This is a genomic window from Neobacillus drentensis NBRC 102427, from assembly GCF_001591445.1.
Classification (GTDB): domain Bacteria; phylum Bacillota; class Bacilli; order Bacillales; family Cytobacillaceae; genus Neobacillus; species Neobacillus drentensis.
In genome coordinates, this window is record NZ_BCUX01000012.1 from 110,997 (window position 1) to 125,016 (window position 14,020).

At 38.8% G+C, this 14,020-nt stretch carries 14 protein-coding genes; 10 read left to right on the forward strand and 4 right to left on the reverse strand.

Annotation, left to right across the window (positions count from 1 at the left end; genetic code table 11):
* Window positions 1–7: 7 nt before the first annotated feature.
* The gene (gene lsrK / locus BDR01S_RS07670; RefSeq protein ID WP_066250468.1) at window positions 8–1,567 is read right to left on the reverse strand and encodes an autoinducer-2 kinase; all 1,560 of its coding nucleotides are present in this window, start codon (window positions 1,565–1,567) and stop codon (window positions 8–10) included.
* 50 nt (window positions 1,568–1,617) lie between these two features.
* Window positions 1,618–2,538, reverse strand: coding sequence for a sugar-binding transcriptional regulator (locus BDR01S_RS07675; RefSeq protein WP_066363083.1), 921 nt, complete (start codon window positions 2,536–2,538; stop codon window positions 1,618–1,620).
* Window positions 2,539–2,856: 318 nt separating this feature from the next.
* On the opposite strand from BDR01S_RS07675, the gene BDR01S_RS07680 reads away from it, so the two are divergent.
* From BDR01S_RS07680 to BDR01S_RS26215, 6 genes are all read left to right on the forward strand, one after another.
* Complete coding sequence (locus BDR01S_RS07680; protein ID WP_066250473.1) at window positions 2,857–4,365, forward strand: sugar ABC transporter ATP-binding protein; 1,509 nt, start codon at window positions 2,857–2,859, stop codon at window positions 4,363–4,365.
* Window positions 4,358–5,353 carry an ABC transporter permease gene (locus BDR01S_RS07685; protein ID WP_066250475.1) on the forward strand — a complete coding sequence of 332 codons (996 nt, stop codon included), beginning with the start codon at window positions 4,358–4,360 and terminating at the stop codon, window positions 5,351–5,353. Before BDR01S_RS07680 ends, BDR01S_RS07685 begins: the two co-directional genes overlap by 8 nt.
* Before the next feature lie 7 nt (window positions 5,354–5,360).
* Window positions 5,361–6,359, forward strand: coding sequence for an ABC transporter permease (locus BDR01S_RS07690; protein ID WP_066250477.1), 999 nt, complete (start codon window positions 5,361–5,363; stop codon window positions 6,357–6,359).
* Window positions 6,360–6,365: 6 nt separating this feature from the next.
* A complete protein-coding gene (lsrB, locus tag BDR01S_RS07695; RefSeq protein ID WP_066250480.1) occupies window positions 6,366–7,439 on the forward strand; it encodes an autoinducer 2 ABC transporter substrate-binding protein LsrB in 1,074 nt (357 codons plus the stop codon).
* A 40-nt stretch (window positions 7,440–7,479) separates the two neighbouring features.
* The gene (lsrF, locus tag BDR01S_RS07700) at window positions 7,480–8,358 is read left to right on the forward strand and encodes a 3-hydroxy-5-phosphonooxypentane-2,4-dione thiolase (RefSeq protein WP_066250483.1); all 879 of its coding nucleotides are present in this window, start codon (window positions 7,480–7,482) and stop codon (window positions 8,356–8,358) included.
* Window positions 8,359–8,560: 202 nt separating this feature from the next.
* Window positions 8,561–8,776 (forward strand): DJ-1/PfpI family protein, encoded by a 216-nt coding sequence (locus BDR01S_RS26215; RefSeq protein WP_066250485.1) that lies wholly within the window; start codon window positions 8,561–8,563, stop codon window positions 8,774–8,776.
* Between the two features lie 30 nt (window positions 8,777–8,806).
* Here the strand turns inward: BDR01S_RS26215 and abc-f are convergent, their stop codons facing one another.
* On the reverse strand, window positions 8,807–10,363 hold the full coding sequence (gene abc-f / locus BDR01S_RS07710; RefSeq protein WP_066250490.1) for a ribosomal protection-like ABC-F family protein: 1,557 nt from the start codon (window positions 10,361–10,363) through the stop codon (window positions 8,807–8,809).
* A gap of 309 nt (window positions 10,364–10,672) precedes the next feature.
* Window positions 10,673–11,305 carry a histidine phosphatase family protein gene (locus BDR01S_RS07715; protein WP_066250493.1) on the reverse strand — a complete coding sequence of 211 codons (633 nt, stop codon included), beginning with the start codon at window positions 11,303–11,305 and terminating at the stop codon, window positions 10,673–10,675.
* Between the two features lie 627 nt (window positions 11,306–11,932).
* On the opposite strand from BDR01S_RS07715, the gene BDR01S_RS07720 reads away from it, so the two are divergent.
* The 4 genes from BDR01S_RS07720 (at window position 11,933) to BDR01S_RS25260 (ending at window position 13,561) form a co-directional block, all read left to right on the forward strand.
* The gene (locus BDR01S_RS07720) at window positions 11,933–12,451 is read left to right on the forward strand and encodes a DoxX family membrane protein (RefSeq protein ID WP_066250495.1); all 519 of its coding nucleotides are present in this window, start codon (window positions 11,933–11,935) and stop codon (window positions 12,449–12,451) included.
* Between the two features lie 399 nt (window positions 12,452–12,850).
* Complete coding sequence (locus tag BDR01S_RS07730) at window positions 12,851–13,060, forward strand: hypothetical protein (RefSeq protein WP_066250502.1); 210 nt, start codon at window positions 12,851–12,853, stop codon at window positions 13,058–13,060.
* Window positions 13,061–13,206: 146 nt separating this feature from the next.
* Window positions 13,207–13,392, forward strand: coding sequence for a GIY-YIG nuclease family protein (locus BDR01S_RS07735; RefSeq protein WP_066250504.1), 186 nt, complete (start codon window positions 13,207–13,209; stop codon window positions 13,390–13,392).
* A gap of 19 nt (window positions 13,393–13,411) precedes the next feature.
* The gene (locus BDR01S_RS25260) at window positions 13,412–13,561 is read left to right on the forward strand and encodes a hypothetical protein (protein WP_157406121.1); all 150 of its coding nucleotides are present in this window, start codon (window positions 13,412–13,414) and stop codon (window positions 13,559–13,561) included.
* Window positions 13,562–14,020: the final 459 nt, after the last annotated feature.

Genomic DNA, 14,020 nt, shown 5'->3' on the forward strand with positions numbered 1-14,020 from the left:
TAATAGTTTATAAGCCTGGCGCAATCCACATATGGTCGGTATATCCCTGATCGGCCAGACCTAATTGTACTTTGTATACGGCTTCCCATTTTTTATAGACTTCATCATAAATGAAACGATTCATTTCATTTGGTTCGAAAGTTTTTTCAAATTTTACCACTTGATCAATGGCCTCATTAAAGCTTTCATATACGCCTGCTCCTACACCTGCACAAATAGCAGCACCAAGAGCGGTTGATTCCTTTACAACGGGAACCTTAACTTTTATATTCAGAACGTCAGCAACAATTTGACACCATAAGTCACTTTTTGAGGCCCCGCCGCCAAAAACAATGGCTTCCGGTGATGTATTCGTAATTTTAGAAACGATTTCAATATTGGCCCTTGTTACAAAAGCGGCATTTTCCATAATGGCCCGGTAAAAAGTGGCTTTATTATACGAACTGTTAAACTTAAAATCTATGAAACTTGGAGCGGCATGTTTCCATGAAAAGTAATTCATTTTATCGGAAAAGGTACAGATCATCCCATTGCAGCCTGCCGGGACATTTTGGGCTCTTTTCTCCATTTGGGCATAAATACTTTCCCCGCTTTCCTTCACAAGAAAGGCTTCCAGATCACAGAACGTATCTCTGAACCATCTCATGATTAATCCAGGAAAGAAGGCGATCGCTTCATATTGCCACGTATTGGGGATGGCATGGCAATTCACTCTTACTTTACAATCATCATTGATTTCGACATGATTGGTTGTATATTCATATTGCCAAAAACTCCCGCCTAAGACAGCCGCATCTCCCTCCTTAATGACACCCATGCCAATGCAGCCTAATTGAGCGTCGCCGCCACCTGCGACCACTAACGTTTTCGTGCTCAATCCAGTAAGTGCTGAGAATTCCTCGGTAACATGACCAATAATGGATCCGCTTTCATTTACAATTGGATAAATATCATTTCTCAGACCAACCTTCTCTGGAATAGCTGGATCCCATGCCCTTTTCTTAAGATCGAAAAGACCAGTCGTGCAGCCATTGGAAGGTTCAACCGAAATCACATCGGTTAAACGATAGGTAATCCAGTCGTTCAGCATTGTAACGTATTTCACCTTTTCATACGTTTCGAGGATATTCTTTTTCACCCAGAGGATGCGCGGGGAGGCTCCTAATGAAAAGGTCTGTCCAGAAATACGATGAATATCTGCTTCGATAGTATCGCTTATTTTATATAGGTGCGCGACTTCATCATTGGACCTTGAATCCACATTGGCACAGGCCCATAGTTCCTTACCGTTCTCATCGTATAGGACAATGGCTTCCCGCATACTGGTGGTGGATATCGATACAATGTTCTCTGGCTTCACCTTACTCTTGACTAAGCTTTCTTTAATGAGATCGATGATCAGTTCAATATTTTTATTGATATCAAAGTCCATTGAACCTGGATAGCGGATATCTTCATTATGTGTCCATTCCGATTGGGTAACAAAGAGTTCATTGCCAAATGTGTCAAACAAAATGACTCTGACACTGCCAGTTCCGGCATCAATCGCCATTAAGTACTTTTCCATTGTCCTCATCTTCCTTTCTACAATGATTAGGAATTAATAATCTGAGCCCTTTATTCGATTAGACTTTTGGCGACATCTTCATCTGTAATTAATACATCGATATATCCCCCTTTTAATGCCCCGATAATGGCCTCTCGTTTTTCTAATCCTCCCGCCACGGCAACTACATGGTTCAGTGATTTTAATAGATTTATATCGGTACTCACCAGTTGTTTATGCAATTTAAGATCTAAAACATGGCCATTTTTATCATAAAACTGGCTTAATAGATCTCCCGCAGCCCCCATTGATTTGAAGATTTCCATTTGATTCGTGTTTAAATATCCTTCCTTCACAATGGTGGCCTGTTCGTTTACTGCTCCAATGCCAATGATCGTGATCGAAGAGTATGGGATCATTTCAAAGATTTTCTTGATTGGTTTTTCATTAATTAACTGTTTGGCGAGATGTTCTGTAGATGCTAATAAGGGGGCCGGCATAATGTAATGGTTGTAATTGAGATTTGTGTAATAATCGGATGACGAATCGATTACGGTTGGAATATAGAATTTTACGCCTCCGGATAAGGAGACGAATGTGACTTTATACTTTGTCGAGATATTTAAATGTCCCAAGGTTCTTGAAACGGCCTGCCCATAACCAACATTAATCATGGTGTCACTGGTAATTCTGTCTTCAATATAGTGGGCGGCTGCCTTTGTCAAACTATCTAACGGATTTTTGCTAGAGGCAGGAATAATATAAATATCCTGTAAATGATAGTGCTGCTTGATTTTATTTTGTACCTCGATATCCACAAATTTATCCAAGTTAATTTTAAATTGGATAATGTGATTGGCCTTCGCGATATCTAGGTATTTTATCACTTTCATCCTCGATAGATTCAAAGACTCCGCGATCTCGTTTTGTGTCATTCCTTCGATGTAATACTTCCAGGCGATATTGCTGATAAGACTATTTTCATATGTCATGTTCTTCACTCTCTACAGTTTATTTTTAAACAAAAATTTTATGTTAAAACTATTGTGCTACTTTTGCTGTGCAATAAAACAAAAGTAATTTCAATAACCTTTCTATATTGTAATAAGACTGTAATGAAAATTATGCCTAGTTCATATAATTTACGAGGGAATACCTAGTAAGCTGTTTGGAGGCATTTTTCATATTTGGAAGTATATAAAGTTTACTAACTAATAAAATGTTTGATTGTTAATAAAATGTATGAATCAGTAATAGACTTATAACAAAAAAGTAAGCGGTTACAGTAATGGTGCTAAGGTGGTGGGATGATGAAGGAGCCAAAGAATCTAGTGAAATTGGAGAATATTCGCAAGTCTTTTAACCGAAACACAGTTTTAGAAGGGGTTTCATTAGAACTTTATGAGTCCGAGGTTATCTCGATTATAGGCGGGAATGGAGCAGGGAAAAGCACCTTAATGAAAATCCTCACAGGTATTTACAAAGCCGATGATGGGGTTATTGAAATTAATGGTGAAAAGACAGATCATTTAAACCCGTTTGCTGCTCATGAAAGAGGTATTTATTTAGTGCCGCAGGAGCCGCTGCTATTTCCTAATATGACGGTTGAACAAAACCTCACAATTGGATTTTGGAAAGGTAAACATGAAGTAAGAGAAGAAGCGGAAAAGCTCATTAAAGAATTAGGCTGGAACCTGGATTTGAAACGATTAGCAGCCACCTTGAGTATTGCGGAGCAGCAACAGCTTGAGATTATTAAAGGACTGTTAAGAAAGTCAAAAGTGTTAATTCTCGATGAACCCACTTCTACCTTAACGTTTTCAGAAACAAAGTCTCTTTTCAAAGTGATTGAGCAGTTAAAGAATTCCGGGGTTGGAATCTTCTATATTACCCACCGTCTTGATGAAGTCTTTCAGATCTCCACGCATGCCGTCATCTTACGGGATGGAAAAGTAACACTTAAAGGTAGAATTGAGGAGTTTACGAAAGAACTGCTGATTCAAGGACTTCTTCCAGTAGGAAATGAGACTAGTTACGAAGCTCATTTTGAAAAACGAAGGACCAGCCGTGAGGGAGAAGAACCTATTCTTAAAGTGGACAATATCGTTGGCGATGGATTTAGGAATATTAGTTTTGAAGTTTATAAGGGAGAAGTTGTCGGTCTTGCCGGGCTTGTCGGTGCGGGAAGAACAGAGATTGCCGAAGCGATTTACGGAATCAATCCGATTGAGAAGGGAAAAGTCTATCTTGATGGTCGTGACATTACTAAATTGTCCATTAATGAAACGGTGGACAGCGGGCTTGCTTACATCCCAGAAGATCGATTTTTGAACGGTATTTTTTCGATCAGTTCTGTCAGAAATAATATCACCTCACAAATGATTAAACGGCACGGTATTTTTACAAAGAGAAAGTTAGAGGAACAAGTGGCCCACCAGTATATTGAACGATTAAGAATTAAACTGAGTTCCCAAGAGGATGAAATCAAATCACTATCAGGCGGGAATCAGCAGAAGGCTGTAATTGCAAGAGCGTTATCCATGAACCCTAAATTGATCATCATGGATGAACCAACAAGGGGAATTGATGCCGCTGCAAGGGCTGATATCTATTCCATCATTACAGAATTAAAAAACCAGGGATTTTCCGTTCTGCTTATTTCGTCTGACCTGGAAGAAATCGAAAGAATCAGTGACCGTATCTATGCTGTCTATCAAGGGACCTGTGATGTGTGCCTAAACTTAGAAGAAATTAATGCGGTAAATGTGATGAAAGCAGCCTTTGGAACATTTGAAGGAAGTGATAAGGCACATGTATAGGAGTGCGAGCCTAATCAAACAACGGGAATTTAGAACCCTACTATTCTTGATCCTTCTTTTTGTGGTGGTGGGTTTTATCAACTCTGACTATTTATCATGGCAGAATATCGATAAATCGTTGAAAAGCAGCTTGCTATTTATTGTTCTCGCGGTCGGGATGACCTTTGTTCTATTAACGGGAAATTTAGATATTTCTGTAGGCGGAACACTGGGCATAAGTGCGGCCGTTTGCGGAACGATTCTTCGCGATGGTGGAAATATTTTTCTAGCTGTCATCGCTGCCCTACTAATTGGAGCTTGCATTGGACTCATTAATGGATTTGGCGTAATAAAATTAAAAATTTCTTCCTTTATTATGACGTTAGCCATCCTCTCGATCACCAGAGTGGTCCAAGTTATTTATACGGACGGAAAGTGGGTTGAAAATATTCCGGCCCACGTTAAAGAGCTTTCGAATCTAGATATCTTCGGCATTAATCTATTATCTTTCATCGTTATTGTGGGGGTCATCTTCGTTCAGTTGTATTTATCGAAGAGCAGCAAGGGAAGGTATTATACAGCGATTGGGGATAACGCTGACGGAGCTATTTCATTAGGCATTCCCGTGAAGCGATATATTGCCTATTCCTTTGTCATCTCTGGTGTCTGCGCCTCGTTAGCGGGATTAATCTTTGTGAGTCAAATTGGCTTTGTCTCAACAAATGCAGGAGCAGGAATTGAGCTAACGGTCATCGCCTCGTGTGTGCTTGGGGGTGTGTCCTTGATTGGCGGAATTGGAACGGTTGTTGGGGCAGCATTAGGGGCGATTATTCTAACTTCGATCAACTCTGCTTTGGTTTATATGAAAGTCCCCGCCTTTTGGAATGATACGATTTCGGGTTCACTCTTAATCATGATTGTCGTCATTGATGCCCTGCTTGCGTTTAATGCCAGTAAGAAGGCGAAGAAAGTCCGATTAAATGCAAGAGTTCTGCAAAAGGAGGCGTAGAAATGACATGTTAACGAAAATCCCGAAATGGAACCTTGCCTTATTTGTCATAATTATTGCTGAAATTATTGTTTTTGGAATGTTGAACCCGAGATTCTGGAATGTCACGATTCTGTTAAACAGCTTTAACGATTTTATTGCGATTGCGATAATTGGCTTTTTTGTCACATTGGTCGTTATTACGGGAGGAATTGACATTTCTGGCGGTTCGATAATCGGATTAACCTCGGTGGTCACGGGGCTGTTATCACAAGTGGCGAGTCTCAATATCTGGGTTTCGATTATTTGTGCCATTTTTATTGCCGGTTTATGCGGCCTTCTCAACGGTGTCCTGATTGCTTATGGAAAAGTTCAGGCGATGGTGATTACCCTTGGCGGCATGCTTTTATATAGTGGGATTGCGATTGTGCTGGTGGGAATGTCTGGCGTCAGTACCTATGAAGGAATTTCAGGGTTTTCTGAGGGGTTTAGCCAAATTGCCAATGGAGAGGTCATGGGAATCCCGCATGCTGTTCTTCTTTTTATTATCATGTTTATCATCGCTTATATCCTTCTGCACCGCACGAGGTATGGCAGATATATTTATTTAACAGGAATAAACAAAAACACAGCCGAGTACTCGGGAATTCATACGAAAAAAATCATTGCGAGTACCTACGTCTTGTCAGGGTTAAGTGCTGGTATTGCAGGGGTTGTGTTGACTTCCTATTTAGGCAGTGCAAGAAGTGATTATGGTGCTGAGTATCTTATGCCCATTCTGACGGTTGTTGTCTTAGGAGGAACCTTAATCACAGGAGGTAAAGGAGGTGTTGTCGGGACAGCTTTGGCCAGCATTATCTTAGGATTCATGCTGATAGGTTTGCAAATGGCTGGAGTTTCTACCCAGTATATCGGATTAGCTACGGGGGTCCTTTTGATCGTGTCTGTCGCATTCTTGGGAATCAATCGAGACTTTAGATCGAACATGAAGAGAATCGTTACACAAAAACAAAATATTGGAGGTTAACTTTCAATGGGAAAAATAAAATCTATTACTCTATTGATTGTGGTGGCAATTGTGATGTTATTTACAGCTGCATGCGGATCCAATGAAGGCGCTTCTGGAGATGGCAAAAAGAAAGATGATAAAGATATTCAGGTTGTGTTCATTCCAAAAATGACTGGGAATGCCTTCTTTGAATCTGGTAATGATGGGGCACAGAAAATGGGTAAGAAAGTTGGTTTTAAAGTAAAGTACGATGGTGCACCTGAAGGTACGGTTGCGAACCAAGTCCAAATTATTAATAGCGCTGTCAATAGCGGTGCTGATGCGATTGCCATATCTTCTGTCTCTTCTGACGGCTTAAATCAAGCCTTGAAAAAAGCAAAAGATGCCGGTGTTAAAGTGGTTACATGGGATTCGGATGTGGATCCTAAGTATCGTTCTGTCTATATCAACCAAGGTACACCAGAAATCTTAGGTAAAATGCTTGTTGATATGGCTGCAGAGCAAATGGATAACCCGAATGAGGCTAAGAAAATTGGCTGGTTCTATTCCAGCCCAACCGTTCCAGACCAAAACGCATGGGTTAATTATGCAAACAAATATATTAAAGAAAAATATCCAAAATGGGAACTTGTCACGACTCAATTTGGTGATGCCAATGAACAAAAATCATTACAAGTTGGCGGAAGTATTTTAGATTCTTATCCTGATATTGATGCCATTATTTGCCCAGACTCCACTGCACTTCCAGCAATGGCTCAAGCAGCGGAAAATAAAGGTTTAAAAGCAGATGATGTCATTATTACAGGATTTGCTTCACCAAATTCAATGAGACAATTTATTGAAAATGGAACGATTACCAACCATGGTTTATGGGATGTAAAAGATCAAGGCGCGCTTGCGGTATACGTTGCTTATTGGTTAGCGAAAGGCAATGAACTGAAAGTTGGAGGCTCTATCGATGTTCCTGATATGGGTTCCGTTAAAGTAGAGCCGAACACCATTCAAGGCTACGACTATACAGCGGATGATTCTGGAATAATCGTCTTGCCTGAGCGGATTGTATTTACAAAAGAAAATACGAAGGACTACAATTTTTAACCGATTAACCTCGGAGTTTGAACAAAGGAGAGAGAGAGAAATGGCTGATACGATTGGCAACAAAAGTGCAAAGGAATTTGCAGAGAGTGTACCATTCGCGAACAATGGGAATTTCCATGTAAAAGGGGCAAACAATCTAGATTGGGGGATGAAGGATCGTTTATCGAGAATCTTTAACCCTAACACAGGCAAAACGGTCATGTTAGCGTTTGACCATGGCTATTTCATGGGGCCAACCTCAGGGTTAGAAAGATTAGATTTGCTGATTCCTAGATTGGCCGGTTATGCGGATTGTTTGATGGGTACTAGAGGTGCCATCCGAAGCAGTGTCCCACCGACCTTTAATAAGGCGATTGCTTTACGGGCAACGTCAGGTTCCAGTGTTCTCCAAGATGACCTCAGCCATGAATCGATGGTGGTGGACATTGAAGATGCGATTAAGATGAATGCAAGTGCCATCGCAATTCAAACTTTCATTGGTTCCGATGGACAAAAGGAAACGATTGAAGAATTAAACAAGGCGGTTAACCTCGGCTCCCGATACTCGATTCCAACCTTGGGTGTCGTCGCTGTTGGTAAAGAAATGGAGCGAACGACGAAGTTCTTCTTGTTAGCGACAAGAATGCTGGCTGAATTTGGTGCACAAATTGTTAAAACTTATTACTGTGACGATTTTGAAAAGGTTGCAGCAGCTTGCCCAGTCCCATTAGTCGTTGCAGGCGGTAAGAAATTACCAGAGAAAGAGGCCCTAACGCTAGCCTACAACTCTATTCAAGGCGGAGCAGCTGGTGTGGATATGGGAAGGAATATTTTCCAATCTGAATACCCTGAAGAAATGATTCAAGCGGTTATTAAGGTTGTCCATGAAGGGTATACGGATATTGAGGCTTATGAGTTTTACCAACATCTCATAAACTAATTTCTATTGTTATGTATGGTATAGCTTCTACGTTAGAGTAGGAGCTTTCCTTTTAAAATTATATAAAGAAGGTTTTCGATAATGGCAAGGGTAGCTTTTTTATTAGCAAGTGATTTTGAGGATTCTGAAATGATAAATTCATATGAAGCCATAAAAGGTGATTATAGGTACGAATAAAGGTGTCGTATGTGAGGGTAAGAAGATGACCGTCGCTTATACCACAGATCTGGCGGCCGCTGAAGCAAACGCGGCTGACTTTGATGCTGCTGTCATCCCGGGCGGCAGTGCACCAGAGGAATTACGTGTGAATGAGGATGTTGTGAGGTTTGTTAAAGAACTGGATCAACATTCTAAAGTGGTTGCTGAAATCGGAAAAAAGGTGCCTGACCCCTGTTGCGTGAACGCATTAACACACTAGGGGTCAGGCACCTTTTTCGATCTTTCAAGTTTATATAGCTTTAGTCGTCCATGATTCTACGTCCCAAATATCTGTTACCACGTCTTGGTAAAACTCAGGTTCATGAGAGATAAGGAGCATGCTACCCTTATACGATTTCAAAGCTCGTTTAAGCTCAGCTTTTGCATCTATATCCAAATGGTTGGTAGGCTCATCGAAAACAAGAATATTGCTTTCTTGGTTAAGGAGTTTACATAAGCGGACTTTCGCTTGCTCGCCACCACTTAAAACCGATATTTTACTTTCAATGTGTTTTCTAGTTAATCCACATCTTGCAAGAGCAGCACGAACCTGTCCTTGGCTTAAATGAGGAAACTCATTCCATATTTCTTCGATGCACGTATTTTGATTTTCTGTTTTCACTTCTTGTTCAAAATAGCCAATATACTGATGTTCACCGCGTTCTATTGTACCAGAAAGAGATCTTATTTCTCCAAGCATGCTACGAAGGAGTGTCGTCTTTCCGATTCCATTCGCGCCAACTAAGGCGACTTTTTGTCCACGCTCAATATAAAGATTTAACGGTTTTGAAAGTGGCTCTTCGTACCCAATAATAAATTCTTTCGTCTCAAAAATTAATTTACCTGAGGCTCTTGATTCTTTAAAGTTAAAATCAGGTTTTGGTCGTTCCTGTGCAATTTCAATAACGTCCATTTTATCGAGTTTTTTCTGTCTGGACATTGCCAGGCTGCTAGTAGATGCTCTTGCTTTATTACGGGCTACAAAATCCTTTAAATTAGAAATCTCTGATTGTTGTCTCTTAAAAGCAGCTTCAACTTGTATTTTTTTAGCTTCATAGACAATAAGGAAATTGTTGTAATCACCGATGTAGCGATTTAATTCTTGATTTTCTAAATGGTAGATGACATTTACCACGCTATTAAGAAATGGCATATCATGCGAAATCAATAAAAAAGCATTCTCGTATTCTTGCAAGTAACGTCTTAACCACTCAATATGTTGTTCGTCTAAATAGTTTGTAGGCTCATCTAAAAGAAGAATATCTGGCTTCTCGAGTAAAAGCTTTGCTAATAAAACCTTTGTTCTTTGCCCGCCGCTCAAATCATGAACATCTTTTTCTAATCCTACATCATCAAGACCAAGTCCACGTGCCACTTCTTCTACTTTAGAATCAATAATATAAAAATCATTATTTGTTAATATATCTTGTAATGTACCAACTTCATCTAACAACTTTTCCATTTCTTCAGGTGTAACGTCCGATAATTTTTCATAAATCGTATTAATATTCGTTTCGACGTCAAAGAGGTATTGAAAAGCCGTATTTAGTACGTCACGGATTGTCATTCCCTGTTGTAAAGCAGTATGTTGATCAAGATAACCGACTCGTTGATGCTTTGCCCACTCTACTTTTCCATCATCAGGCTGAAGTTGCCCTGTAATGATATTCATAAACGTCGATTTACCTTCACCGTTTGCCCCAATTAAAGCGATATGTTCTCCTTTTAATAAGCGGAAGGAAACATTATTAAAAATAGTCCGATCACCAAAGCCGTGGTTTAAGTCTTTAACCGTTAATATACTCATCTATTCAGCCTCATTTAAATTTCATTTTATTTTGTTTAAGAAATATTTATAGTTTCGTTCGTCTGTTTGTTAGAAGTTAATATTTGACTATAACACAGAAAATGGAATAGTTGAATGGTTTAAATTGGAGGTGAGGGAACGGTTCTAAAAAAAGGTGCCTGACACCTGATGCGTTAAAGCTTTAACTCACAGGGGGTCTGGCACCACTTTTAGGGCGTCCAGGTAAGGAATCTGATGATAGTACATTGCACTTTTGTCGTTCGTATAACCGCTCGGTGATGGAGTCTGTCTGCCCTAGGTGATTGGATTTCATTTTAGGTAGTATTTATCTCTAAAAGAAGTGTCAGCAATCCTGTCTACATAAAATTCACCGTTCAAATATTTGATCACAGAAACACTGCAATTTTCAAGGTGTGGATAACCGCTCAATTTTGCTATTTGCATTATGTAGTTGCCTATTGTTACCCCGTGTGAAAATACTAGAATATTTCCACCCTCATTTTTATGCTTATGAATGATTTCATCGATAGCAGAGCTTGTTCGTGAAAAAAGCTGTACGTAGGATTCGCCTTCAGGTGCTGACATATTTAAATCGGTAAGACTATATAATTTCTCTAGAATATTCCCATATTGAGCTAGTAATTCTGTTTGTGATAGGGATACCAATACACCAAAGTTCATTTCCTTTAGACGTGGGTCAGTAAAGATGGGGATGTTTCGTTGGCCAATGGCATACCTAGCCGTATCTACTACTCTCCGGCTTTCACTAGCGTATACTGCTTTGAATTCGATATCAGATAAACCGATTCCTACAGATTTGGCCTGTGCAATTCCGTTAACTGTTAGTGGTGAGTCACAGATTCCCTGTAATCGTTTCTCTACATTATATTGGGTCTCCCCATGCCGAACAAAATAAAGATTCACTTCTTTTTCAGAGAACACGTGTAACCACCTGCTTTGTATTGGGATTAATTGATTGATAAAATGAATACTAACACACTATTCGGGTAGTTTGTAATAAAAACACCAAGCCTTTCCCGTCCACCAAATTTTGGTTAATGATTTTACAAATCCGATGCAATAAATAGCTTGGAATGGAACAAATCGGTTGGTTGAGTGTGAAAATTGGACATAGAATAACAAAAAAGAGGCGAACAGTGCTGTTCGCCTGTTATTATATAGATTAAAGTTGTTCGTGGAAATCGTTTTGAATCAAGAAAATCCGGGGCATGACAGGCACCCTAACTAATGCTCTATAAGTGAATCCGATTTTACGGGCGAATTTTCCAACCTTATGGGCGAATTCAACAAATTTATGAGCGAATTCTTCTATTTTATGGGCGAATCGCTAATGGCCTTAGATTAGAGAATCCTCCGCTATACAAGTTCTAAACATCTTAAAAGACCCGCCCTCCTAGAATGCCCTTACGTGATTAAATACTGTTCAACATTCCGTCAAATCATTTTTAACAAATCGTGAACTTATCACTATACCTATGTTGTTTAACGGAAAAAGGGAATATAGTGTAATCATAAAGAACAAACAAAACATGAAGGGCGGAATGATTTATGTTTAATAAATTTTTAAGAGAAAATAAAATTGCAGCGGCTATTCTTACGGTCTTACGTTTATACCTTGGCTATTCTTGGGTAACAGCAGGTTACGGAAAATTAACAAGTGGCGGCTTCGATGCGGCAGGATTTTTAAAAGGAGCGATTGCAAACCCAGTAAAAGGTCCAGATGGCGCCGTCGTATTTGGATGGTATGTGGACTTCTTAAAACACTTTGCACTACCAAATGTTGATGTGTTCAACGTGATCGTACCTTGGGGCGAAACTTTAATCGGCTTAGGCTTAATCTTAGGTTGCTTAACAACAACTGCAATGTTCTTTGGTCTAGTGATGAACTTCAGCTTTTTCTTAGCAGGAACTGTATCTCACAACCCTAGAGACATCTTCATCGGATTTATCATTTTAACAGCAGGTTACAATGCAGGAAGAATTGGTTTAGACCGCTGGGTCGTTCCATTCATCGCAAAAATGAGCAAAAAAGGTACTGGCAACGATAAAGCAAAAGCGCGAGCATAAATATAGTTTCAAGTAAAAGACGGTTCGGACATCCGAACCGTCTTTTTATTATTGTGCCAGGCATGGCAGTGTACGGAACTGGCGAATAGTGACAGGTTCTGCTTGTGTTAAAATTTGTATATTTGTGGAAATAAATGTCGAAATAAATTTGTAAAAATTATCTATTTTACTGGTAAAATATAAATAGTATAAAATACCTAATTTGTAGTGACGACTTTTTGGTCGTTTGGAAGCACTCTTTAAAGTTGTTTTTACATTTAAAAAAAAGGTGGTTAGGGATAACATAAATAAAAGTTGGGAAAGCCAACCTCCATATAAAAATTATCGGCTTAGTTAAGGTACATATAAAAATGACTGAAATTTAGATTAATGTTCAAATTCCGAGAGGTGAAGATAGATATGGGATTTTGGGATAGTGTAGGTAAAGCTGTTGGTGGCGCAATAGAAAATAACCGGAAAGAAATCGGTAAATATATGATGCAGTATAAAAATTACCCTGAAAGTAAACTGGAAGAAATTCGTAATAGTCGTCATTCTAGTCTTGCGCAACGTGCTGCAGCTGATAATCTAATTGATGGTAAGCTTTTACACATAATGGATGAATATTAATCACCAAATAGTGCTCTTTTAATAGTTAAATCAATATAAATGTTGAGATTAGACGGGCATTAGTAGTAGTTATCTATTCTTATAGAGACACACTACTAGCAATTAGAAAAATATAGAAAAATTTTATTATGGGAGGTTAGACGCTAATGGGAATTTATAAACCAGGAAGACCAGCGAAATACGATCCAAATACTGGACAAGGAAACAAGCCACCACAAGCTCCAGGTGAATATAGAATTCGTGATGGTGCCGGTAAAGTTGTTTATGTGGGAGAAACAAACGATTTAAATCGTAGAATGAATGAGCATAAAAGAAATGGTAAATTTAATTAATTAAATAGGAGAGATAAAAATGTCAGGGTATACATATGAGTATAAAGTAGCTGATGGTCGTTCAACGAGTAATACTAGAAGAGAACACGAGCAAAAAAAGATAGAGCAACACAAACCTTCACTCAATAAATCAAAGGGTGGAGAAGGCAGAAAAGCAACTAAAAGATAAAAAGTGAATTTACTAAGAGTATTTTTAAGACTTATTTATTTGAATACCCTTTTTGCTACAAAAAATTAATATCGTGTTGAGTAGAAAAACACCATCCAATGGTGTTTTTCTACTTTTTAAACTAACATGACGGTGAACCGTACCATAAATAAATGAGATTTTTTAGGAAAACAGAACAACACCAATCCATAATAGGACTGGTGTTGTTAATTTGTAATTTCATGGGGGCTCAATTTCAATTACTAAATCATTTTCATTAATTTCCATAGAGTCAAAGATTTATCATCTTGAATTATGTTTGTGGATGGAATTTTTTTGAACTATTTGTGGATAATTGGTAAAATTAAAAGAGATTCAACGAAAAATGTCGAATTAAAGTATAATAGATTTATGGAAAAATTGTTAGTTCGTGTGGGTACAGAATCTCATTTTACTAAAATGAAGGTTGAGTATGGGGGA

Excerpts from the sequence above, each read along its gene's own strand:
- lsrK (WP_066250468.1), bottom strand. The coding sequence starts at position 1,567 with ATGGAAAAGTACTTAATGGCGATTGATGCCGGAACTGGCAGTGTCAGA.
- BDR01S_RS07675 (WP_066363083.1), bottom strand. The coding sequence starts at position 2,538 with ATGACATATGAAAATAGTCTTATCAGCAATATCGCCTGGAAGTATTAC.
- BDR01S_RS07680 (WP_066250473.1), top strand. The coding sequence starts at position 2,857 with ATGAAGGAGCCAAAGAATCTAGTGAAATTGGAGAATATTCGCAAGTCT.
- BDR01S_RS07685 (WP_066250475.1), top strand. The coding sequence starts at position 4,358 with ATGTATAGGAGTGCGAGCCTAATCAAACAACGGGAATTTAGAACCCTA.
- BDR01S_RS07690 (WP_066250477.1), top strand. The coding sequence starts at position 5,361 with ATGTTAACGAAAATCCCGAAATGGAACCTTGCCTTATTTGTCATAATT.
- lsrB (WP_066250480.1), top strand. The coding sequence starts at position 6,366 with ATGGGAAAAATAAAATCTATTACTCTATTGATTGTGGTGGCAATTGTG.
- lsrF (WP_066250483.1), top strand. The coding sequence starts at position 7,480 with ATGGCTGATACGATTGGCAACAAAAGTGCAAAGGAATTTGCAGAGAGT.
- BDR01S_RS26215 (WP_066250485.1), top strand. The coding sequence starts at position 8,561 with ATGACCGTCGCTTATACCACAGATCTGGCGGCCGCTGAAGCAAACGCG.
- abc-f (WP_066250490.1), bottom strand. The coding sequence starts at position 10,363 with ATGAGTATATTAACGGTTAAAGACTTAAACCACGGCTTTGGTGATCGG.
- BDR01S_RS07720 (WP_066250495.1), top strand. The coding sequence starts at position 11,933 with ATGTTTAATAAATTTTTAAGAGAAAATAAAATTGCAGCGGCTATTCTT.
- BDR01S_RS07730 (WP_066250502.1), top strand. The coding sequence starts at position 12,851 with ATGGGATTTTGGGATAGTGTAGGTAAAGCTGTTGGTGGCGCAATAGAA.
- BDR01S_RS07735 (WP_066250504.1), top strand. The coding sequence starts at position 13,207 with ATGGGAATTTATAAACCAGGAAGACCAGCGAAATACGATCCAAATACT.
- BDR01S_RS25260 (WP_157406121.1), top strand. The coding sequence starts at position 13,412 with ATGTCAGGGTATACATATGAGTATAAAGTAGCTGATGGTCGTTCAACG.